The organism is Vibrio sp. 1731 (assembly GCF_033339955.1).
Classification (GTDB): domain Bacteria; phylum Pseudomonadota; class Gammaproteobacteria; order Enterobacterales; family Vibrionaceae; genus Vibrio; species Vibrio alginolyticus.
Genome location: NZ_JAWOVO010000015.1, coordinates 74,665 through 98,370, shown reverse-complemented (window position 1 = coordinate 98,370; position 23,706 = coordinate 74,665). Strand labels below are relative to the sequence as shown.

Here is a 23,706-nt window from a genome sequence, read left to right as displayed (position 1 = left end):
ACAAAGATTAGCGTTAGGCCTAGTTGAGTAGACAACGCAAAATTCTAAATCTGAACAACCGCCCTAAAATGACTCACTCTTCAATACTTGTGATAACTCAGACCTAATAAAAGTAGATATCTCGGCTAGCTTTCTTGGCAAAGGGTTTTGATAAGGGTAGGCCATATACATGGAACGTTCTATATCAAAAGTTTGCGATATTCGGATGTTTTTGTCTATATAGTTACTTTTAACAAGATAGTTTGGAATGACACCAACCCCAACTCCCTCAGAAACAAAGTTTATTAAAATAGAGGTGTTATCAACTTCGATAACATCAGTATATTGACTTTTAATTGATTCCTTATTCGAATGATGTTTGTAGATTAATAGTGTTTTGTGGTTGGCATTACTTACCCTAGATATCAAAACATCACTATAATCACCAAGTTTATGTGCAATAAGAGTGTCATCAATAACATTATTAAGCCTAATCGCTAAATCTACATTGCTTTCTAATAAATTTTCTACATTGTTACTTGACGATATTTCAAAATCAACTTTTGGATATCGTTCTTGTAAGTCTTTAAGAACAGAACCAAAAATAGAAGAGGCTATAGAGTTGGGCATTGTGATTTTAAACTTTCCATCAATGCATTCACTCAACGAGCTAGCTCTGTAATTTAACTCGTGCAAACCCTCTAATGTCTTGATAGCAAGCTCTCTAATGCTTTCGCCATGATCAGTTAAAACGAGTTTCCTTGTTGTCCTGTGGACGAGTGTTACACCAAGTTGTTTTTCTAATGCTGCTAGCTGCCTGCTGACTTGAGCTTTCGACTTTCCAAGTTCTTTTGATGCCTCTGTAAGAGAGAGGTGTTTACAAATGGCTGCAAAGCAGATCAACTCATTGTTCATCAATTCCATGATTGTTACCTTTTTGCAACTCTGAGTCACGTTGTCTTTTAACTGGTGGGAAAGTATAACTTGCTTCATCGGAGGGGGACAATGATATTTAAAAGCCGCCATGAAATAAAGGCAGACTACTATCTTAATAAAATCATATTGGATATTAAGTTAAACCGATATCCTGAAGAAATTAAATCAATCGGATTAAATATAAAAAATAAAGATTTAAAAATAAAAAATTTGTCTCGTGAAATTACTAAGTTGGATTCGGGTGATTTAATTCTTGATTGTGCATCATTGATAATGACTCATTCCATATCGGAAAAAGTAATAATAAAAGTTGAAATTGACACTTTAAATTATAAAGTTAAACGTGTGAGGATATTTAAATATGAAGACTGCAATACAAAATTCGAAAAGATCTGTTTATCAGAAAGATACATTGTATAGAATAATAAATAATATTAGTGCTTTGTATACCAAATCACTAGTAAAATTATTTGGTGAAGAGTTGAGAATCCATCATTGCAAACATAAGATTAATGTAAGAACCACTAACGAGTTGAGTGAGCATATGAAGAAAGATCTAGGTATAGATTGAAAAGTAGAGAGTTTACACCTGTTAGATTCCTTGTTCCTATAAAGATAATCTAGTACTTACACGTTTGGGTTAAGCAAATGCGTGTCCATGTTGACTCATATCGAATGAGCAAGATGCAAAACCAACGTGCATGGTGTCGGACGTAACCAAAGATACAGTTCAAGTGGTCGCTGTGGTGGAATCGAAGTTCATGGCCCATACAAGACAGCTGATGAAATTTGCAAGGAAGCAAAAGCCAAATACAGTGTAACTAAACTGACTTTACCAATGCTAATCTTCTAACTCTTAAGTTCGCATTATGTATATTATGTTAAATCACATATAGCCGTACGCTAAATGTTGTCTGAGTATGCTCCTATTCCCCTGCAGATTTTAAATTTAAGGGCCTTACGGTGAGCATTAAACATAATGGTTATTTACCATAAAATAGCTAATATCGATCTATCAATCTACGATTGCTTGCTCTTCAATTAGCAACTTATAAAAACTGGCGTCTATTTCTTTAGACGCCATTTTTGTTTACTGGAAATATTAAATTAGCCACCGGCTAATTTGACTGTCATGCCTTTCTTTTCAAGATGTGCCTTGATCTTGTCTCTAGCATCACCTTGAATCTCGATATTGCCATCTTTTACAGAGCCACCACAGCCACAGACTTTTTTGAGTTCTGCCGCTAATAACTTTAAAGGTGCATCATCCAAGTCTAAACCTGTAACAATGCATACGCCTTTACCTTTACGGCCTTTCGTTTGGCGCTGAATCCGAACAACACCATCGCCTTTAGGGCGAGATACTTTTTCTTCTTCCGGTTTAATTCGACCGGTTTCTGTTGAATATACCAGAGTCATTCTATTGTTTCTTTTGTTGTTGAGCTTGCATCGCTTTTTGCTTTGCAACCAAATAAGCTTCGATATGGCGTTGAATAGCGGCTTTACTGCCCTTAATCAGTTTACCATTAAACATGCAGTACCAAGAGTTAGGTTGGCCTGTATCATTTTGAATAGTATAGCCGTTAAAGACCTCTGATTTTGCAACACCTGTTTGCTGCACTCTCTGTCCGAGTGAAGCAAACTCTTTGGGATCAATAATCGATGCGGTGTCACACCACCAATCAATGCTTTTCTTTACCGCCGTCAAACTTCCCTGTAAGACGTGGTTCTTGATTTTAACCTTCCAAACACTGCCATCTGATCCGACTGACTGCAGGTTAAAACCTCTATAATTTGAAATCGCCATACCACTGAGTCATCTGTTTAATGCGTTGATATAATCATAATTGCTACTGAGCAATATTCAAATACGGCTTGAATAAACCTTGCTCTAGAAAACAACTTGTATCATAAAACGCGTCTCGATAACGTTAATCACTTTGCACTGTTTATACAATCTTCCAAGAACTCATGAAATTTGTGCCCGTTGTTTTGAAGCATTTTAGGGAACATTGAGATCGGAGTCATTCCTGGAAATGTGTTTACTTCGTTTAAGTAAATCTCATCATCTTCCGTTAGGAAAAAGTCGATACGAGATAAATGACGAAGATTCATTTGTTTAAATACCGTCTCAGACGCGTGTTGGATGGAATCTAATTGTATTTGAGTTAGATTCTTCGCCTCAACTTCTGTGAGCGAGTGACTTGAACTGCTGTACTTTTCATCGTACGAGTAAAAAGCACCATCAGGCGCGATGACCTCGCCTGGTTTAGTGATATGTAGTTGGCCATTCATCTCATATGCAGCAACTTCAAGTTCTCGAGGTTTTACTGCTTTCTCAACCAACACTTGGTCAGAAAACCCAAAAGCATCATTTACTGCATTAGAAAGCTTGTCTTTTTCTGTGACACTGTAACAGCCAACGGAAGAGCCTTGGCGAGCGGCTTTAACAAAAACTTTTCCCCACTTTTCAAAGGCTTTATGAGCTTGAACGTGAGCTTCTTCATCGTTTCGCGTTAAGAATAAGTATGGCGTATTGGGTATGCCGATAGCGTCGTACCAAAGCTTAGATGTGATTTTATTGAAACTATTGCTACTCGCTTCTGGCCCGCAGCCAAGATAAGGAATACCTGCGATTTCAAACAGAGATTGAATGTCGCCTGTTTCGCCAGGAAAACCATGTATACAAGGCACGATGAAATCAATGGTTTGATTAGATTCACTTGAGCACAACTGCTTGGTATTGAGATCCAAGTAAACCAACTCACCTTGGTTGGTCATCCAACCTTCGTTTTTTATTTCTACGCGTGTAACGTGAACGTCTTCAATAAGATTTAGTTGTTGTTCGACAAAGTTTGCAGACAATAATGAAATCTCGTGCTCAGAAGAGCCACCGCCGCATAGTAAAAGAATATTTTTAATCATGAATCCATCTTTCCGTGACCTACAAAAGATACTATTTATTATGATAAACCTTTGAAGTGTGACGTACAGTAATTTTAATGTGAGGAATGTTGTTCGAATAGGATTTGAGCAAATAAATAAGGGAGCTATTCGCTCCCTTATTTGATGTGTTAATTTAATTTGTTAAGCGTTGGGTAAGCTGAGTTTTTGATTGCATCAATGCTTTTAACAAATGGTCTTAACTGCTGAAATTGAGCTGGCAAAGTCGAAATCGCTTGCTTGGCTTCTGCGCTTGTTGCGTAGTCTCCGTATAAAACTGAGAACCACTTAGTACCGTTTACAACTTTGTAGTTTTCCCAAATTGGCTGACCGTTCTGTGGCAGCTTATTTGCAAACTGATCGACTTTAGCTTGGCTACCCACAGCTGCGACTTGAATGGTATAGCCGAATCGTTGAATGCCAGCTTGCTTTTTACTTGGTGGTACGATCTTAACTGGCTTCGCCTGCTCTTTTGGCGTTAGCTTGACTACTTTCTTTTCTTCAGGCTTTGCCGTCATTTTCACAACAGTTGGTTGTACGTCTTTTTCTACTACAGCGTTTTCAGACGCCATAATTGGTTTAGAGATACGATCTGATTTGTAGTCCTCTCGGTAACTTTCTGAGGTCACATCCGTGATGTAAGTTTCAGATGCACAAGCAGAAAGCAGAACTGACAAGCCGATGATTGCGATTTTTTTCATGAAGTAACAAATGCTCTGGATAAATATTACGATAAATCATGCCGATAGCAGGGCCGTTTATCAAGCATCAAATACAATAATCTGTGATTTTGATGTGATGAATAACACAAACTCCATAAGCATCGTACACATTTTCTGCAATGTCTGGTCTGAAGATGTTTTATCAGTAAATTATTCGTTTATGATTGATATGAAACCGAGAAGCCAACGTGACTTACAAACGGCCAGGAGTCAGCATGAATAAACTACATAAACTCTTTAAACCCAACTCTGTGGCCGTTATTGGGGCATCTCAAAAAGCATTGCGAGCAGGACATGTTGTGATGCGCAACCTTCTACAAAGTGGATTTGGTGGCGCGATTATGCCAGTAACGCCGCGATATAAAGCCGTATCTGGCGTGATCGCTTACCCTGATGTAGCTTCCCTGCCCTATACGCCAGATATTGCAATTTTGTGTACGAACGTTTCACGTAACGAGCAATTGCTTAAAGAGCTAGATGAGAGAGGCACACCGTTTGCGATTGTTATCTCTGATGACCCTAATCCTTTAGATATCTCATCATTGAACATTCGAGTCTTAGGCCCAAACAGCTTAGGTATCATCCTTCCTTGGCACAATTTTAACTGCACGTTTTCCCCTGTTGCAGCTAAACCCGGAAAAATTGCTTTCATCTCACAATCCGCGGCGGTTTGTACCACGGTTTTAGACTGGGCAAATGATAAGAACATTGGTTTTTCTTCGTTCATTTCGATTGGGCGCGGACAAGATATCGATTTTGCAGATTTGCTCGACTATTTGAGTATGGATGGAAACACTGAAGCTATTCTGCTTTATGTTGATAATATCCAAGACGCTCGCCGATTTATGTCTGCTGCGCGCGCCGCTTCACGTAACCGACGTATATTGGTGCTAAAAGCGGGCCGCTCTAAAGAGATGAATACTTTTGAGCAGCAAGACGGAGATACACTTGACGTAATTTACGATTCTGCTATTCGCAGAACTGGTATGTTACGAGTCAGCAATACGCATGAGCTTTTTGCCGCGGTAGAAACACTCACGCATTCTGTGCCACTTCGTGGAGAGCGTTTAGCGATCATCACCAATGGCGGCGGCCCTGCTGTTATGTCCGTTGATACTTTGATTGAACGTGGTGGCCAACTCGCAACGCTTGATGACGCTTCCATTGGGCAATTACAAGCAGTACTTCCATCCAACTGGCGTGCTCGAAATCCAATTGATCTGTCTGGTGACGCAACCCAAAAACGCTATATTGATACCATTAACGCGCTGATGAATAACGACTGTGCAGATGCGATATTGATTATGCATAGTCCTTCTGCTGTTTCTGATCCTCTTGAAACTGCTCAAGTCGTTATTAATGCCATCAAATCTCACCCTCGGCATAAGCATTTTAATATCTTGACCAACTGGTCAGGAGAACAAACGTCGAGAGAAGCGCGACTGGCCTTTACTCAAGCAGGCATTCCAACCTATAGAACACCTGAAAGTTCGGTTGTAGCATACATGCACTTGGTCGAATACAGACGAAACCAGAAACAACTAATGGAAACGCCAACGACGGCAGAGCCATTACATTCTGGAAGTGTGAGTTCAGCAAAAGAATGGGTAAACGAACGACTACTGGATAAAAACACAGTCACCTTGGATACGCATCAAACCAGCCCATTATTTAAGCTGTTCGGGTTTAACGTTTTGCCTACGTGGATTGCATCTGACGACATTGAAGCTGTTCATATGGCAGAAAATATTGGATACCCTGTTGCGGTTAAATTACGTTCTCCAGACATTCCTCATAAATCGGATGTTCACGGTGTCGCTCTAAATTTAAGAAACAGTCGAGAAGTTTCCAACGCAGCGCTATCCATTTTAGATACCGTAAAGCTCAGTTACCCTTCCGCCAATGTACATGGGCTGTTGGTACAAGGGATGGCAAAGCTCGGCAGCGCTGAAGAGCTACGGGTTAGTATTGCAGTAGATAAAGTCTTTGGACCAGTGATCTTGCTTGGTCAAGGCGGCTCTGAGTGGAATATCGCCCAAGATGCCGTCGCTGCACTTCCTCCTTTGAACATGACGCTTGCGCGCTACCTTGTCGTTGTTGCCCTAAAGTCTGGAAAGATTCGCCTGCAGAAACACAAAGATGCGCTCGATATTACTGAGTTGTCGAAGTTCTTGGTTCGTATCTCCCAAATGGCAGTTGAGTTACCAGAAATACAAAAACTGGATATCCATCCAGTGCTAGTGTCCGGAAGCGATTTAACTATCCTTGATGCAGATGTCACACTGTGTAAGTACGAAGGAGACGCCCAAAAACGGCTAGCGATTCGCCCTTTCCCGGCAGAGTTTGTCGAAACGGTGACGCTTCGAGATGGCCAACCTATCCTGCTTCGCCCTATCTTGCCTGAGGATGAGCCGCTGCATGCTCAATTCATTAATAGCGTATCGAAAGAAGATCTCTATAAGCGATTCTTTTCTGAAGTTGGAGAGTTCAACCATGAGGCTTTGGCAAACTTTACTCAAATAGACTACGACCGCGAAATGGCGTTTGTTGCGGTAGCGTTTAATACTGACGGACCGTCTATCATAGGGGTAGCCCGCGCATTGATTACACCAGACAATAGTGACGCTGAGTTTGCTATTTTGGTTCGTTCAGATTTGAAAGGAAAAGGTTTAGGCAAAGTGCTGATGCAGAAAATAATCAGCTATTGCAAAATTAAAGGCACAAAGCAAATGTCTGGAATGACCATGCCAACAAACAGAGGAATGTTGATGTTGGCTCAGAACTTGGGGTTTGAGATCGATGTCCAGTTTGCAGACGGTACGGCAGATATGGTGCTCCCTTTAAATTGAAAAGCGCAGCATTAGCGATGACTTTTACTTCTTACATTCGATAATCAATGGGAATCTAAGAAGTAAAAGTTACGTTGTTACTTTAGTTTCCAATTCTTTTTTAAGTACTGAATACACCAGGATTTTGCCTCACCCATAGTGTTCCGGCGCCATGCCAAAATAATATCCATCGGCTGTTCTTCAGTGCCTTCGATTCGTTTCAATACACCACTATCAATAAGAGGTTGTGCAATTTGGCTTGGTAATGTACCAATGCCTAAACCTGCAGTTAGCGCTTCTACTTTTGCCGTAAAGTTGGTGACGGTCAAGCGAGGCTGTTTTTGAATGATATTAATTGAGAGCGCTGGTTGCTCACGTGCGGTATCTGCAATAGCAATAATCCGATACTTTTCTCGCGCTGCTTCATCAAACTTACCACTACGCTTGTGAACATAGTGATCAGCGGAAGCTACCCAATACATACTCATTTTACCAATTTTTTCTGACTTAACTTCTTGAGGAAGCGTATCCAGTGATGGGCAAATCAGTAAATCAGCTCTCCCCGTATTCAACGACTCCCAGCTACCAGCCAGAATCTCCTCTTGCAGCCTGACTCGAGTTGAGCTGACCTCGGCCAGCGCATCAACCATCGGGAAAAAGTTGGATATAGGAATAATGCCATCGAAGGCAATGGTAATATCCAGTTCCCAGCCATTCGCCAATAACGTTGCATCGTTCACTAACTTTTCACTGGCTTGTAAAATGGCCCTTCCTCTTTCAAGAATAAGCTTACCTGCTTCAGTAAAATGGGCTTTGTGACCAGAGCGATCGAAGATAATAATGTCTAAGTCTTGCTCGAGTTTCTGGATTTGATAGCTCAGCGATGACGGGGCTCTGTCTAACTCATTCGCAGCAGCAGCAAAACTCCCTCTTCGATCAATAGCATCTAGAATATGGAGTGCTTCTAACGTAATTGGACTCTGCACATGGCCTCTCTTAATGTGATATTCATCACATTCGTTGTATTTGGATGAACTTATCAAGAACTAACGACAAATAATATAACATATTGATAACTAAAGACTAGGAATGCTCATAGCCTAAGAAGAAGATTCAATACAAATCAATAAATGACAATGGTAATGATAGTAATTACCATTTAGATCCATTAATATCCGCGTGTTGTTACCTATTATGGATCTAAGGTATTGAAGCCAATGTATAAAAAATCAATTTTGTCAGCCTCCATTTTAGTTGCCCTTTCCCATACTGCTTATGCGGAAGAAGCTTCTAAGTTTGAAGAAGTCGTTGTGTCGGCCACCCGTACCAACCAAACCATAAACACTGTTGCTGCTTCTGTTGCTGTTGTATCAGAGAAAGACATCGAAGAAAACATGGTAAAGGACTTGAATGATCTATTCGAGTATACGCCAGGTGTTACTGTTAATGGCACTCAACGCCAAGGCGTCCAAAGTATTAACATTCGCGGGATGGAAGGTAAACGAGTTAAAATCTTAGTAGACGGTGCATCTCAACCAGGTGTATTCAGCGGTGGACCATATTCGTTTATCAATTCTAGTGCCGTTACTGTCGACCCCGATATGCTAAAGAGTGTCGAAATTGTTAAAGGAGCAGCTTCTAGCCTACATGGTAGTGATGCAATTGGCGGTGTTGTCGCATTCGAAACAAAAGATCCGAAGGATTTCCTCAAAGATGGTAAAGACTTTGGTGGTCAAGCTAAACTCTCTTATTCATCGGAAGATAACTCTTTTAGTGAGCATGTAGCTTTAGCAAAGCGTTTCGGTAATACAGAAGCACTTATAGCCTTTACACGCCGTGATGGTGCAGAGCTACAAAATTTCTCTAAGGCGCCTTACGATAACTATTCTGTGGACAACCAAGATTATTACAAAAACGATCTATTGGTAAAACTTCAATCTCAATTGAATGACGCTCATCGCTTGGAGTTCTTGGGAGAAGTTATTTACAACGAGACTGACTCAGAGATCGCACATAAAAGTTACAAAAACTTCAACGCTGAAGACACAACCAAGCAAAATCGCATTGGGCTCAAGCACATTTGGTTTGCAGATGCAGCTATCTCGGATACGATCACGTCCAAGCTTACATGGATTGGTAAAGAAGAAAACGGCGTGTCTAATCGCTTTATCGAAGCCAGCCCAGGTTACCCACCTTACGTACCGCCTAGTGGTGACAACCAACAGAAAAAAGATTACGAATATACTGAAGACAAATTTGAATTCGAAACTCAGTTAGATAAAGAGATTCAAAATCACTATATTGTTTACGGAATATCGTACAAACATAGTGACATCAGTAATACCAATCGCGAGTTTAATTCCGATCCTGGCACGCCAGATACTGTTTACGTTTACACACCGGATGCAAAAGAAGAAAGCTTTGGTTTATTCTTGCAAGATGAAATTTCGCTTCTTAATGACAAGCTAATTCTGACTCCAGGTGTGCGTTACGATTACTTCTCTACTAATCCTTCAAATACTTCTGAAGAGTCATTCGAGAAGTTTAGCGACTCTGCATTAACTGGTCGTTTAGGAGCAACTTACTCTGTATCGCAACCTGGCACGATCTTCGCGCAAGTGAGCCAAGGGTTCCGAGCGCCATCGTTCGACGAGCTTTACTACACCTACGATAATCCGGCTCATGGCTATACCAACCGCCCTAACCCAAATTTGGGATCTGAAAAGAGTTTGTCTTATGAACTTGGTTACCGTCATAACACTGCAGCGTCTGCAACTGAAGTAGCGTTCTACTACAGTGATTACAGTGACTTTATTGAGCAAACGTCATCAAACAATGGTGGTTTAACTGAATTCACAAATATCAATATTAGTGAAGCAAACATTAAAGGGGTTGAGCTCTCTAACCGTCTTGATTGGCATGCCATTGCTGGTCTTCCATCAGGCGTGACAACTCGCTTTGTTGCAGCATACACAGAAGGTGAAGATGGTGAAGGTAATCCTTTGAACAGTGTAAACCCATGGAATGCCGTAGCTGCTGTAAATTACGATTCACCAAATGCACTTTGGGGGACAAGCCTAAAAGTAAACTACACGGCTAAGAAATCGAACAGTGATATCAACTCTGATGGTGATAAAGGCGGAATCAAAGACCAAGTTGCTTTGCCGTCTGCGACAGTCGTTGACTTAACGGCGTACTACAAACCAATGAAAGATATAACCATTCGTGCTGGTGTTATGAATCTAACGAATGAAGAATACCATCTTTGGAACGATGTTCGCGGTAAGACTGAGTTAAGTCGAGACAAAACGCAAGCTGAGCGTAATTACAACATTAGTGTTAAATACGAGTTCTAAACCTTAAAAACACAAAAGCCAGCGTAATGCTGGCTTTTTTATGGCTTTCATTTCAAAAATGTAAAGAAAAGTATGAAAAATGAAAGTTTACTGTTTTGCCATCTCTTTTTTCACCATTACTGCTGCTGCAATGATGAAAGTGATGATCAGACCGAGTTCCATGAACTACCCCAATAGCTACGAGAAAATTTATAACCCAAATTAAGAGTCGGGCATAGTTTAACAGCTCTATATATACTTGCTACCTTTTAACCAGTAATTTACGATTTTTTCCGATTTGGATCAAAAAAGACGCAATTATGCGCCTTTTTGTTACTATTATGTAAATTAAAGATTAGGCATCTGGATAACCTTGAGGGTTAGTAGACTGCCAGCGCCATGTATCGCCAGTCATTTCTTCTAGAGTACGAGTTGCTTTCCAACCTAACTCATTCATCGCTTTTGATGGATCCGCCCAACACTCTGCAATATCACCTGGACGACGCTCAACAAGTTGGTATGGGACATCTTTACCACTTGCGGCTTCAAATGCTTTCACCATGTCCAGTACACTGTAGCCGTTACCAGTACCGAGGTTATAGATATGAAGGCCAGCTTTGCTACCTACTTTTTCTAATGCAGCAACGTGACCATCGGATAAGTCCATTACATGAATATAATCACGTACGCCTGTGCCATCTTTGGTCGGATAATCACTACCAAACACAGAAAGGAACTCTCTGCGCCCTACCGCAACTTGAGAAACAAACGGCATTAAGTTGTTGGGAATACCTTGAGGATCTTCACCTAGCTCGCCTGTTGGATGTGAACCTACCGGGTTAAAGTAACGAAGAAGTGTAATGCTCCAGTCAGGGTTCGCATTTTGGAAGTCGGTTAAACACTCTTCTACCATTAATTTGCTGCGCCCATATGGGTTAGTTGCGCTAGTTGGAAAGTCCTCAGTGATGGGTACAGATGCAGGATCACCGTATACAGTCGCTGATGAACTAAATACCAACGATTTAACTCCGGCTTCACGCATTGCATCAACCAATACTAACGTGCCATTAACGTTGTTGTCGTAATACTCTAGAGGTTTTGCTACAGACTCACCGACGGCCTTTAAACCTGCAAAATGGATAACAGCTTCAATATTGTGCGACTTTAGTGCTTCTACCATCGCTAATTTGTCTCTGATATCGGCTTGAATGAAGGTTGGCTTTACACCACATACCTTTTCAATTCGATCTAATACCGTAGATTTACTGTTGTACAGGTTGTCTAGAATTACTGGCGTCATGCCAGCTTCGATCATTTGAATACACGTATGACTACCGATATAACCCATACCACCCGTAACGAGTACTTTCATTTTATTATTCCTTCTGACGCGAATCGGGTTAGTTTAAAGCTTTGACGTTACGATTTAAACTGTCTCTTGTAATTCGCATCCCATTAATATTGCTTGGCCTTTCCCGGCTTTCTTTGCTTGATACATTGCCGTATCCGCACTTTTTAAAACTCGAGTAGCATCGCGCTCATTTACGCCGACTAATTTTACGCCGATACTAACGCCAACTTTGAGTAAGTGACCTTTGTACTCAATTGGAGCACATATGCTCTCGAGCAACTGTTCTGCTATTCGGGTGACCACTTTTTGATTGGCGGGATTAACCAACATGACAAATTCATCACCAGAAAGTCTTGCGATTAAATCACTATGTCTCGTCGCAGATGTTAGACGCTCGGAAACTTTTTTCAAAACTTCATCACCTGCATCATGACCGTAGGTATCGTTAACTTCTTTAAATCCATCCAGATCGAGGTACAAAACTGCAAATTCGTCACGCAAGTATCCAGAGCGTTGTACTAGTTGTTCCAACTCTAAATGGAACTTAGATCGATTTGCTAACCCCGTTAAAGCATCGTGATGAGCTAAATGCTCCAATCGTTCCATCTCTTTTGCGCCGGAAAGGTCGGTAAGAACAATAACCAGATCATAGAAACCATAGTCTTCACACTTAACGATACGATTGACTCGAGCAAACATCGGTACAAACTGACCAATATGGTTCTTCTCGATAACTTCACCTTGCCAAACGCCATAATTTTCTATCGACTCGATGATACTAGGCATCATTTCCTGTAACTTGCGCCACTTTAGCGTTTGGATGAATGACTTCCCAATAAGCTGATCCACCTCTAAGCCGACTAACTTAGTGACGGCAGGGTTTGCCATCGTAATGACACCGCGATGATTAAGAACAATGAGACCATCTTGGCTGCTTTCAAAAACGCGTCCCGCAACACGTTGCCGGTTTATGGCTTCTTCAATTTCGGTGATATCTTGAATCGAAAACAGTAAGTATTCATGTGTCGAGAGGCGACGACTGGTTAGGCTCAACTGCTGTTCGTTATCTGCATTTTTGAGGTGAATATCATCGCACTCTAGGCCTCGACTCAGGATCTGACTCAGCTCATTCGGTGTTTTGGTTTTAATTAGATCACGAATATTGGCGTATTTAAGCTCATCTAATTTTTTTTGAAATATTTGCTGGGTCGCCGTATTACAATGAATAACACGTCCGGAATTGTCGGTAATAACTAATGCATGCTGAACAGATTCGATAACCTCTTCTGAAAATGCGCGCTTTTGTTCTAGTGTGTCTAGCGAATGTTGCCGCTGCTTCTCACGTACTGTTAACCTATTCATCATTTGATTGAAAGAGCTCGCGAGGTCTCCAATTTCATCCTTGGCGTAATAGCGAGCTTGATTTTCCGTGTTTCGTCCGTGTGTCACATTCTCTATTACGCGGCTAAGCTCCATAACGGGCTTGAGAACAAGCCTCTCGATACTTATGTAAAAAACAGTGCCACCAGCGATCAGAAACAGAAGAAGTAAAGCGCCATCTTGAAGTAAAGATTGTATGGCTTCTACAATTGGGCGATGAGAAAGCGTAACTCTCATGCTACCAATGACATAGCCATCATGGATAATCGGCTCTAGAACATAAAGAAATTTGGTTGATAAGGCATACCCTAGAGCGTGCAACCTACTTCTTTCGGTTTGACTTGGAACGGGTGCTAGTGCCCCACTTATCTCCATAACAGCGAATGGTTGGTCATCTTGGTCATAAAGTTTGACCCGCGTTACATTTGGCTGGTTTAAAAAGTTGGCGAGAATAGTTTGAGCTTTTTGCTTGTCCTTTGTTGTCAGCGCATCTTTAATTGAGAAAGAAACATTGTTAATCAGCTTTCTTGTCTGCTCGACCAGTTCATGCTTAGACGATTGGTATACAGTATACGAGGTGTAACCTTTTGAGATAACAAAGATAGCCGTTAAAAAGACCAGAAGAGGCCAAATAAGCTTCGCTCGTAATGACATATATATTCCTGTCGCAGACAACCACAAAAATGACAGAAGAACCATTATGCAATCTATCACCCATGAAGGGCGACAAGATTAACACGATGCTAATGCAAAATAACCTTAAATTCTCAAAAATTGGATGGAAAAGAAACGAAATACCTTAAAATTCGGATCAACTCAAATAACGGCAACATCTTTATGGACTAACGTGATCTTTTTCGTCAGCTATCTGCTCAAAAAGCTTCGTTTTCATGATAGAAGAATGAAGTGAGTCACTGAACCTAGATGCATTTTCCTGCATCGTAAACCCATTGCTTGTGTAGAAATAAAACGTATGACATTGAATAAACAGCAACTTACATTGAACTGTGATATGGGCGAGAGCTTTGGCTCTTGGAGTATGGGCGCAGATGAAGACGTGATGCCCCATGTTGATATGGCGAACATCGCGTGTGGTTTTCATGCCTCCGACCCTAATGTCATGCACGACACTATCACCCTAGCGAATGACAACGATGTTGATATTGGCGCACATCCAGGTTACGCCGACCTACAAGGCTTTGGCAGACGAAGCATAAGCATGACGGGTGATGAAATTACGAACATGGTTATATATCAGGTTGGTGCTTTACAAGCATTATGCCGGGCGCAATACACAGACATCAGTTACATAAAACCTCATGGCGCTCTATACAACGACATGATGAAAAGTGATGCGATATTTAGAGCGGTAGTAAAGGCGGCAGCACTGTTCAAAGTACCGTTAATGATCCTAGCTTCACAGGAAAACGAAAAATACTTAGAAATCGCAGACGATTATGATGTTCCCTTGCTATTTGAAGCATTTGCAGATCGTTTATACCAAGATGACGGCTTACTGACTCCTAGAACACAGCCCAATGCCGTGTTAAAAAGCGAGCACGCGATACTTGAGCAAGTCCGGACCTTAGCTGACTCTGGGCGTGTCAAAACCGCTTCAGGCGGTTACATATTATTGGAAGCCGACACAATTTGTGTTCATGGTGACAATGAAGAGTCGATCGCGCTGATCCAAAAGATCCGCCAAAGCCTATACGCTGGAGGAAATTAATGCATAAAGAGAAATTTAATATCTCTTTGATCTCCGAGTGCAGTATTTTCATTAAGTTTGATGAGAGTATTTCTGAAAATGCAGTCGGAGAGCTTGCTCGCAGCATAAGAGAAACTTTCGCTTCAATTGTTATGAACGTTGTCCCCTCCTATCAAACTATTCTCATTGATTACTTACCTTTTCGAATCAACGAAAAGAACTTAGTCAATGAGCTGCAACAAATCGTGAGCCAGTTTGATACTCAATCACTTAAGCTTTCCCAGCCGAATCACATTACTATCCCTGTATATTACTCTGAAGAAACCGCGTTAGATCTATCTCGTTTTCAAAAGCGAGGTCTGTCATTAGACGATCTTATTACCCTGCATACGAAAACCGAGTACGCGGTTTCTGCAATTGGCTTTGCTCCAGGCTTTGCATTTCTCTCTGACGTTGATACTCAATTGCACATGGCAAGGCTTGCCACACCAAGAACTCAAGTGCCGGCCGGAAGTGTAGGAATCGCAGACTCTAAAACGGCCGTCTATCCATCAGATAGTCCTGGCGGATGGAACATTATTGGTAAAAGCCCGCTTGCGCTCTTCTCCGACTCTCCTCCTTTTATACCGTTTGAAGTGGGTGACAAGGTCACCTTTAATGCTATTTCAAAACAAGAGTTTATCGATTTAGGAGGCGTACTATGAGTTACGGTGGATTACTGGTGGAAAAGCCAGGACCGCTCTCTTTAGTTCAAGACTTTGGTCGTTTTGGCTTAGCGCATGTCGGTGTGACTCAAGGTGGCCCGGTCGACGACTATGCTTACAGTTGGGCCAACCATTTGCTTGGTAACGTAGTCAATTGCGTTGCAATTGAAATTACTCTGGGTAACGCTTGTTTTATTGCATTGCATAACTGCCACCTTGCTATATGTGGCGGTGATTTAAATGCAAAAATAGATGGTGAACCTATTTCAAATTGGTCTGACTTTACGTTGAAAAAAGGACAGAAGCTTCAGTTCGGAGTCGCAAGGAATGGACTTCGCTCCTACCTAGCGGTTAAAGGTGGGTTCAATGTTGCTCAGCACTTAGGAAGCGCATCGACCGTCTTGCGAGAATCTCTAGGTGGTTATGATTCAAATGGTGGCGCTTTGAAAGCTGGCGATATTCTTCCCTTTGTCCCTCATAACTTACCGAAACGTAAACCAAGGCAAATGACGTTTCGCTTTAAGCCAGATTACAACTTACCCATTAAGTTGAGAGTGATTGAAGGCTATCAGAACGAGGACTTTGATGAAGACACTCGCCAAGCATTTTACAACAAAGCATTCATCATCTCCCCCAATTCGAATCGCATGGGCTACCGTCTTGAGGGCAATAACATTCGTCCACCTTACGAAGGCGTCCTATCAGAGGGAATTGCATTAGGTTCAATTCAAGTACCTAGCGATGGTAACCCTATTGTGCTGCTCAACGATCACCAGACTATTGGCGGGTATCCTAAATTTGGCTGCGTAGCTCGTATTGACTTACCTAGACTGGCACAGGCGAAACCCGGACAAAAAGTCAATTTTGTGAAAGGAGATAGACTAGGCTTGCAAGAAGTATGGTGCCAATGGGCTCAGTTTTTTGGGTATTAATACAACCACTGAGCCCAAATACAGCCGATTATGCAGGCATACCATAACGCACTGCTAAAGCTTGTGGATAGCCTCGCTCTTGAGTGAGTTTAATCGCGTACTGCTCGACCTCTTGTTCAGACCACTTTACAGCGACCGGATGCTGTGTTTCCACATTTTGGTTAGGATCGATGTCAAACCAGAATTGAAGCATTTTTTGCGCTGCGAGTAGTGTCGATGACGCTTTTACCACCTCTATTCTCGCGTAGTGGTTATCTTCAAAAGTCACATCTGCCGCTCTGAGTACTGGATCTGTGCCGGGAATTTGCTGAGCGCCAAATAATGCTTTTCCTCCTTTTACAGCAGAGTGATAGTCGGGAATGAACTGTGCCATGTGTTTGATGGCGTTGTTCGTTCGCTCTTCTAACACTTCTTCTCTCCAGCCGTTACGGATCTTCGAGAGTAAAGGCATAGGCAGTTCAGGTTGAGCAGATGAGTTCGTGCTCTCCACTAAACCATCTTCAAACAGCGTGATTCCTTTTGTCATACCATGAAGTTGAAAGTAACCATCGCCATAAGGCGTCAATTGAGCCATTCCTTTATCGGTTCCACGCGGGCCATGAAAAATAACTTCTGGCCATTGTTGTTGACAGTCTGCCCACCTCGTAACGTAAGCGGCTTTAAACTCCACCAACCTGTCACGCTTGGCACCAACTGTGTTGTCAATTGAGCCTGTTTCAAAGCCACACGCGTTAACCAAGTAGTCGCATGTCATCAGGTAATCGATACCTTCACGTTCATAGCCAAGTTGCCAGTGTTCCCCCATCCAATCGGCTTGCTTGAACGTTGCTTGTGTGAAGACTGAAGCATTAGGAAGCGTATCTAGTGTTAAGTTGGCAATTGCAGCGAGGCGAAAAACACTCCAACCATATTCTTGAACTGCGACAACAGGATACTTTAGCGCTTCAAGATCAGCATGTTGAGCAAAAGGAATACACCACTCATCGAAGTTTGTAGGATGACTTGGTTGAGTACGTTGCGCGAGAGCTTCTAGCTCCGCTTTTGAATACAGTTTGTAGTATTCGCTTGGTTCGCCGAGCACTTTATTACTCTGATCTTTATCAACGAGCGTCTGATAAGCACTTTTCACAACCTCTAATCGCGGAATTAGTGTGGATGGGTCTCCACCATCGGAATGAGGAACCGCGATGATTGTCGGACGAATATTCAGTGAAAGCGGATACAGGCGAACAGTATCAATAGATTGTGCTAACAAGTCTAAGCATTGTTGCTCGGAAATCTCTCGATATAAATTACCACCAGCATGCAAATGACAAATGGGTGGACCATTTACTAGTGATACGCCCTTCTCTATTACGGAAACTTTAAAACCCAGCTCCGCAAAATGAATTGCTGCTGTTGCACCTGCTACACCGCCACCAACAACAGCGATATGCTTATCTTTATAACTTGGAAACTCAGACTTCATTGCTTCACTAAAAATTTTATAAGGAAAATTCTTTACTAACGGTGGATTCTACTCGTGTTTGGACTTGATTAAAATCACAAAAAGTTCATGGGTTTGCGAAATATCCAACAGCGCCTGTAAAGTGCATTAAAGTGGAAAAAATTTGCGAAAAAGTACTTGACTACATGGTTAAGAAGACACTTTTTTGTGTCTATGTGAATAAGAATTTCACTGTAAGACCCATGGCGCAAAGCCTGCAGAAACACCCCACTTTTACCCCATTTAGTTATCCCAAAAGTTATCCACTGTTTTTGTGGATAACTAAAATAAAAGTGTCATGGAGTGTTCCAAACTTGATAACACTCGCTGCGATTAAGTGTTTACTGGCGTTAACAATCTTTTCAACAAACTCATCACTACAAGTGCCAACGTAACAAATGTTGCAAGCGGTAAAGCTATCCACAATTCGGGGTGAATTTGTACATTGAGATCGAATCCATATGTCATGACTGCGGCCACACAAACTTCCGCAGCGAATACCGCAACACCACTAGCAATCAACGCCATAATTCCGTACTCGGCCCACAGGGTTGTGTTGATCCGTTTCTTACTTGAACCTAATGTGCGATACAAACGAATCTCTTGTTGACGTTGGGACAAGCTTAACCTCAGTAGAGTAAAGATGAGCAGCAGACCAGCAACAACGCCTAAAAGAGCAAGGATGGTGATTGCTGATACGATTTGCTGAATCAAAGCCTGAATTTTCTCGCCCATAGTTCGGATATCTAAAACAGAGACCGTTGGATGAGCACGTGACATTGACGTCAACAACGCTTCATTTCCTTCTTCAATCCTATAACTGATGAGGTAAGAACCAGGTAAATTAGCCATCACGTCAGATGAGAAAATAAAATAAAAGTTAGGCTTCATGTCACGCCATTCGACATAACGGATGGTATCTACTACTGCATCGTAATTCTGACTGTTTATTACAAAGCGCAGCGTATCACCGAGTTTGATGCCTAAGTCATTTGCTACATCCGCTTCTACAGATACACTCCCTTTGTTTGTCCATTCACCCGAAAGCACATCATTATATTCTGGTAGGCTGTCTCCCCATGTCAGGTTTAGCTCTCGACGTATCGCGTCAGAACCTTCTCCTTCGTACTCAACCTCTTTGACGTTTTGACCGTTGATCTCTGTTAGTCGTCCACGAATTATTGGATAAGCTTGGGACCGCGTAACTCCATTTTTATCTAGGGTTTCTAGGTAGTTATCGAGCTCATAATCACCAATGTTTAAAGCGAACACATTTGGCGCGTCTGCAGGTAAGGTTCTCTCCCAATCAGCGAGAATATCGCTGCGCACAAGCCAAATGATAGACAGCAACATCAAAGATAATGCCAAAGCACCAAACTGTAGACCGCTGGTTACTGGCGTCCGGTTGATACGACTCAACGCAAGCTTCATTGCAGAATGGGTTGACATACGTGCAAACAGCTTTGTGAGTGTGACGCTAACTGCTGCGAGTACCACAAACAGTACCGCTATACCAGTGAGCACGATCCAAACTAAGGTGTTATCAGCATACAGTAAAAGTAATGGAATAACGGGCACTAGAACAAGTAACATTCGCTTCCAAGAACGTTGCGCTTTACCCTGCTGTAGCACTTCTAACGCGGGAGTTTTAATCAAGCCTAAAAGTGGTATACCGAGAGCAGGCACCGTAATCAAGACTGCTGAGATAAATGCCACCAAAAATGGTGTGACGCCGTAACTAGGGAGTGGGTCGGGTAATAAGTCTTTGAGTGGAATACGTAATAAATATTCCAGCCCGCTCCCTAACAATAGACCGACGACACTGGCACTAATGAGAAGGATTGTGACTTGAATAAATAACCACTTTTCAATCCATCGGCGGCTCGCACCAAGACTTTTCAACATCGCGATAGTTTGTGTCCGGCTGTTCACGTAATTTTGACAAGTAAGAACCAATGTTGTCGCTGCCATAATGATGACAATCGCTACGGTCAACGACAGATACTGCGTCGTGCGTTCAAAAACCTCATTACTACGACTGGCAGTATCTTGCGTGCGCCAGCGATCGCTCGGAGAAAGCTGCGTATCATCTTGTAAGCTCTTTAGTGTTTTATCATCGGCTTGTAAAAACAGACGGTATTGAACTCGGCTCCCAACTTGAATTGCTCCTGTTTTATCTACGTCACTTTGATGAATGTATGCAGAAGGCATTTGCTGAAATGGATTAAAGCTCAAGCCAGGTTCCATCAATACTGCGCCTGATACAGTAAACTCGGCATCGCCTATCGTGACGCTGTCACCTGAGTTTACGTTTAGTTGAGTCATAATCCGCTCATCAAGCCAGAGTTGGTTCTCTTTAACGCGACCGGCCGGATTATTTTCAAGAACGAGCTCTCCCATTAAAGGGTAATTATCATCCACCGCCCTTACAGAAATAAGCTGCATACCATTATCGCTAAATGCCATAGTGGCAAATCGCGTCATCATCGAACGTTCAAGGTTTTCAGTCGAGGTTAACAACGTGTCCGGAATGGGATTAGCAGACACAAACACCGCATCTGCCGTTAATGCATCCTTCCCCTGCTTGACGATCACCTGCTCCATTCGTTCTGCTAATGCAGAAAGCGCAAAGATACTCGCAATCACGAGAATAAGAGCAACGCTAATAGGCCAAAGATTCCCCTGCCTTATTTCGCCGAAACTCCAACGTATCAAACTTTTATTCGACGAGTGCTGTGTTGTACTGTTTTGCTCTGTGGATGTTGCTTCACTTGATGATACTGCAGACATTACATCTCCTCCTTAAGCTCACCCGCCTCCATACGATAGATACGGTCACATCGGCTTGCTAGATGACCATCGTGTGTTACTAAAATCAGAGTTGTCCCGTGCTGTTCATTAAGATCGAATAGCAGCTCAATCACTTTGTCTGCGGTTTGATGGTCAAGATTGCCGGTAGGCTCGTCTGCGAACAACAGCTCAGGCTGTGTCATAAATGCACGCGCTAGCGCAACTCGCTGTTGTTCACCACCAGATAACTGGCTTGGTAAATGGTCGACACGTTTTTCCAATCCAACAGCAGCTAATAATTCCGCTGCTCTTGCTTCATCTTCGGCTTCACCACGTAAAAGACAAGGAAGCGTGACATTACGTAATGCACTCAAACTCGGGATTAACAAGAAACTTTGGAAAACGAAACCTAAAGAGTCAGCCCGAATTTTCGCACGTGCTTCATCGTCCAGTTTTGATAATTCATGACCTAATAAAGTAATTTCGCCTGATGTCGGCGTATCAAGACCAGCTAGCAACGTCATCAATGTTGACTTACCTGCACCGGAAGTTCCGACGATGGCGATTTTTTCTCCTTTTCGGATGTCAACATTTACGTCTTTGAGGATTGTTAATTGTTCTTGATTAGTAGAGACTTGTTTAGAAACCAAATTGGCTTGAACAATAGGTGCATTAAGTACAGGTGTTTGCATGATTCGTATACTTTCCTTAGTTCTATTTTTTTGTTTTTCCGCTACTGCACATGCGAGCGAAAAGCTACTTGTCTTGGGTGATAGCTTGAGTGCAGGCTATCAGATGCCGATCGAAGAGAGTTGGCCTAGCTTACTCCCTGATGCGTTGTCAGAACATGGTCAAGATGTAACAGTTATTAATGCCAGCATTTCTGGCGATACAACCGGCAATGGCTTAGCACGGTTACCTCAGTTGCTAAGTCAGCATAGCCCTGACATGGTACTTATTGAGTTAGGTGCCAACGATGGCCTAAGAGGTTTCCCTCCTAAACTTATTACGTCGAATCTTTCAAAAATGATTACCATGGTAAAAGATTCTGGTGCGGACGTTGTCATGATGCAAATTCGGGTTCCACCTAATTATGGTAAGCGCTATAGCGATATGTTTTACGATATCTACCCTAAGCTTGCACAGCATCAACAAGTTGCCTTGATGCCATTCTTCTTAGAGCATGTTGTCACCAAACCAGAATGGATGATGGATGATGGCCTTCACCCAAAACCAGATGCACAACCTTGGATCGCTGATTTCGTTGCTCAAGAATTAATTAAACATCTCTAATTTTAATGGTCTAGCTCAATAAGTTTTACGTAACTTTACGTTAATCTATTTTCAATTCCACTCATCGAGGATAGATAACAACATGCGAATAGAACCGTTAATTCAAGGTGTTGTTGCTCGCTCTGCGCACCCCAAAGGGTGTCATGCATCTATTAAAGAGCAAATTGAATACGTAAAACGCGCACCACAGATCAAAAAAGGCCCAAAACGGGTTTTGATTATTGGTGCCTCCTCTGGTTTCGGCCTAGCGGCCCGAATAGCCCTAACGTTCGGTGGCGCTAACGCCGATACCATTGGCGTCTCATTTGAGCGTGGCCCTTCAGAGAAAGGGGTTGGGAGTGCGGGTTGGTATAACAACGTCTTTTTTAAGAAGGAAGCAAATCAAGCCGGGCGTACCGCAATAAATATTGTTGGCGATGCATTCTCTGGTTCGGTGCGCAATCAAGTGATTGAAGCCATTGAAACGTACTTTGAGGGTGAAGTTGACTTAGTCATCTATAGCTTGGCAACTGGTGTTCGACCTAAACCTGAATCTGATGAGTTTTGGCGCAGTGTCATTAAACCGATTGGTGAACCTGTCACTGGCGCTTCTATCATGCTGGAGAACGATAAGTGGATAGAAACCACCTTAACGCCTGCAACAGAAGAGGAAGCCAATGCCACCATTAAAGTAATGGGCGGCGAAGACTGGGAAAGCTGGATTGACACACTCATCAATAACGACTCTATTGCAAACGGCTGCAAAACCATCGCCTTTTCTTACATGGGCCCTGACATTACGCACCCAATTTATCTCGATGGTACGTTAGGTCGAGCGAAAATCGATTTACACCAAACCAGTCATTCATTAAACCTCAAACTCGCCAACTTTGACGGCGGTGCTTACGCAACCGTGTGTAAGGCGTTGGTGACGAAAGCCAGTGTATTCATCCCTGCGCTAAGTCCCTACCTGTTAGCGCTTTATAGAGTGATGAAGGAAAAAGGTACTCACGAACGCTGTATTGAACAAATGCAGCGACTGTTTACTACGAAGTTATACGATCAAGAGAAAGTGCCAGTTGACGGTGAACGCTTGATTCGAATAGATGACTTGGAACTTGAACCGCAAGTTCAACAAGAAGTCCACGCTCTTTTAGAACAGATGAATGCTGATAACTTTAGAGAGATTGGTGATTACCAAGGTTTTAAAGATGAGTTTATGAAGCTCAATGGCTTTAACTTTGAAGATGTCGACTATTCGCAAGACATTTCTATTGAATCGTTAATGTCGCTTAAGCCTTGATGCTTGTTACCTGTTTCAAGGATGAGATATGTGACAA

19 protein-coding genes are annotated in these 23,706 nt (G+C 42.3%); 8 read left to right on the top strand and 11 right to left on the bottom strand.

The annotated features are described in order from the left end of the window. Positions 1-63 precede the first annotated feature (63 nt). The gene (locus tag R7035_RS17120; protein WP_132936446.1) at positions 64-903 is read right to left on the bottom strand and encodes a LysR family transcriptional regulator; all 840 of its coding nucleotides are present in this window, start codon (positions 901-903) and stop codon (positions 64-66) included. Between the two features lie 81 nt (positions 904-984). On the opposite strand from R7035_RS17120, the gene R7035_RS17115 reads away from it, so the two are divergent. Continuing rightward, positions 985-1,335, top strand: a complete 351-nt coding sequence (locus R7035_RS17115; protein ID WP_132936447.1) for a hypothetical protein — start codon at positions 985-987, stop codon at positions 1,333-1,335. Between the two features lie 687 nt (positions 1,336-2,022). On the opposite strand, the gene yciH is transcribed toward R7035_RS17115, so the two are convergent. From yciH to R7035_RS17095, 4 genes are all read right to left on the bottom strand, one after another. Beyond that, a complete protein-coding gene (gene yciH / locus R7035_RS17110) occupies positions 2,023-2,334 on the bottom strand; it encodes a stress response translation initiation inhibitor YciH (RefSeq protein ID WP_005376292.1) in 312 nt (103 codons plus the stop codon). A gap of 1 nt (position 2,335) precedes the next feature. Beyond that, the gene (locus R7035_RS17105) at positions 2,336-2,722 is read right to left on the bottom strand and encodes a DUF3319 domain-containing protein (protein WP_005376294.1); all 387 of its coding nucleotides are present in this window, start codon (positions 2,720-2,722) and stop codon (positions 2,336-2,338) included. Between the two features lie 128 nt (positions 2,723-2,850). Then, positions 2,851-3,840, bottom strand: a complete 990-nt coding sequence (locus R7035_RS17100) for a D-alanine--D-alanine ligase (RefSeq protein WP_033907069.1) — start codon at positions 3,838-3,840, stop codon at positions 2,851-2,853. Between the two features lie 149 nt (positions 3,841-3,989). Further along, entirely contained in the window at positions 3,990-4,559 is a 570-nt protein-coding gene (locus tag R7035_RS17095) for an SPOR domain-containing protein (protein WP_005390018.1), read from the bottom strand. Positions 4,560-4,795: 236 nt separating this feature from the next. Between R7035_RS17095 and R7035_RS17090 the strand changes: the two genes are divergently transcribed. Then, the gene (locus tag R7035_RS17090) at positions 4,796-7,429 is read left to right on the top strand and encodes a bifunctional acetate--CoA ligase family protein/GNAT family N-acetyltransferase (RefSeq protein ID WP_318146204.1); all 2,634 of its coding nucleotides are present in this window, start codon (positions 4,796-4,798) and stop codon (positions 7,427-7,429) included. A gap of 77 nt (positions 7,430-7,506) precedes the next feature. Here R7035_RS17090 and R7035_RS17085 read toward each other — a convergent pair whose 3' ends face one another. Beyond that, positions 7,507-8,394, bottom strand: coding sequence for a LysR family transcriptional regulator (locus tag R7035_RS17085; protein ID WP_017634152.1), 888 nt, complete (start codon positions 8,392-8,394; stop codon positions 7,507-7,509). 231 nt (positions 8,395-8,625) lie between these two features. On the opposite strand from R7035_RS17085, the gene R7035_RS17080 reads away from it, so the two are divergent. After that, a complete protein-coding gene (locus R7035_RS17080) occupies positions 8,626-10,764 on the top strand; it encodes a TonB-dependent hemoglobin/transferrin/lactoferrin family receptor (RefSeq protein WP_318146203.1) in 2,139 nt (712 codons plus the stop codon). Positions 10,765-11,098: 334 nt separating this feature from the next. Here the strand turns inward: R7035_RS17080 and galE are convergent, their stop codons facing one another. Together galE and R7035_RS17070 are read right to left on the bottom strand one after the other, a co-directional pair. Continuing rightward, positions 11,099-12,115, bottom strand: coding sequence for a UDP-glucose 4-epimerase GalE (gene galE, locus R7035_RS17075; RefSeq protein ID WP_005386320.1), 1,017 nt, complete (start codon positions 12,113-12,115; stop codon positions 11,099-11,101). 54 nt (positions 12,116-12,169) lie between these two features. Continuing rightward, positions 12,170-14,128 carry a diguanylate cyclase domain-containing protein gene (locus R7035_RS17070; protein ID WP_318146202.1) on the bottom strand — a complete coding sequence of 653 codons (1,959 nt, stop codon included), beginning with the start codon at positions 14,126-14,128 and terminating at the stop codon, positions 12,170-12,172. 319 nt (positions 14,129-14,447) lie between these two features. Between R7035_RS17070 and R7035_RS17065 the strand changes: the two genes are divergently transcribed. Genes R7035_RS17065 through R7035_RS17055 form a run of 3 tightly spaced genes read left to right on the top strand, consistent with a single transcriptional unit; the run spans position 14,448 to position 16,818 of the window. Continuing rightward, positions 14,448-15,203, top strand: coding sequence for a 5-oxoprolinase subunit PxpA (locus tag R7035_RS17065; protein WP_005386314.1), 756 nt, complete (start codon positions 14,448-14,450; stop codon positions 15,201-15,203). Continuing rightward, entirely contained in the window at positions 15,203-15,886 is a 684-nt protein-coding gene (locus R7035_RS17060) for a 5-oxoprolinase subunit B family protein (RefSeq protein WP_005386313.1), read from the top strand. The genes R7035_RS17065 and R7035_RS17060 overlap by 1 nt, the downstream gene beginning before the upstream one ends. Continuing rightward, positions 15,883-16,818, top strand: coding sequence for a biotin-dependent carboxyltransferase family protein (locus tag R7035_RS17055; RefSeq protein ID WP_017821900.1), 936 nt, complete (start codon positions 15,883-15,885; stop codon positions 16,816-16,818). The genes R7035_RS17060 and R7035_RS17055 overlap by 4 nt, the downstream gene beginning before the upstream one ends. Positions 16,819-16,846: 28 nt before the next feature. Here the strand turns inward: R7035_RS17055 and R7035_RS17050 are convergent, their stop codons facing one another. The 3 genes from R7035_RS17050 to R7035_RS17040 form a co-directional block, all read right to left on the bottom strand. Next, positions 16,847-18,286: an FAD-dependent oxidoreductase gene (locus R7035_RS17050; RefSeq protein ID WP_138940264.1), complete on the bottom strand. Its 1,440-nt coding sequence runs from the start codon at positions 18,284-18,286 to the stop codon at positions 16,847-16,849. A gap of 351 nt (positions 18,287-18,637) precedes the next feature. Next, on the bottom strand, positions 18,638-21,094 hold the full coding sequence (locus R7035_RS17045; protein ID WP_258509111.1) for an ABC transporter permease: 2,457 nt from the start codon (positions 21,092-21,094) through the stop codon (positions 18,638-18,640). After that, the gene (locus R7035_RS17040) at positions 21,094-21,786 is read right to left on the bottom strand and encodes an ABC transporter ATP-binding protein (protein ID WP_047101137.1); all 693 of its coding nucleotides are present in this window, start codon (positions 21,784-21,786) and stop codon (positions 21,094-21,096) included. Before R7035_RS17040 ends, R7035_RS17045 begins: the two co-directional genes overlap by 1 nt. On the opposite strand from R7035_RS17040, the gene tesA reads away from it, so the two are divergent. Both tesA and fabV read left to right on the top strand, forming a co-directional pair. Further along, positions 21,785-22,387 carry a multifunctional acyl-CoA thioesterase I/protease I/lysophospholipase L1 gene (tesA, locus tag R7035_RS17035; protein WP_318146201.1) on the top strand — a complete coding sequence of 201 codons (603 nt, stop codon included), beginning with the start codon at positions 21,785-21,787 and terminating at the stop codon, positions 22,385-22,387. The two genes, R7035_RS17040 and tesA, sit on opposite strands and share 2 nt — an antisense overlap. Before the next feature lie 82 nt (positions 22,388-22,469). After that, positions 22,470-23,669 carry an enoyl-ACP reductase FabV gene (fabV, locus tag R7035_RS17030; protein ID WP_171342934.1) on the top strand — a complete coding sequence of 400 codons (1,200 nt, stop codon included), beginning with the start codon at positions 22,470-22,472 and terminating at the stop codon, positions 23,667-23,669. The last annotated feature ends 37 nt before the right edge of the window (positions 23,670-23,706 follow it).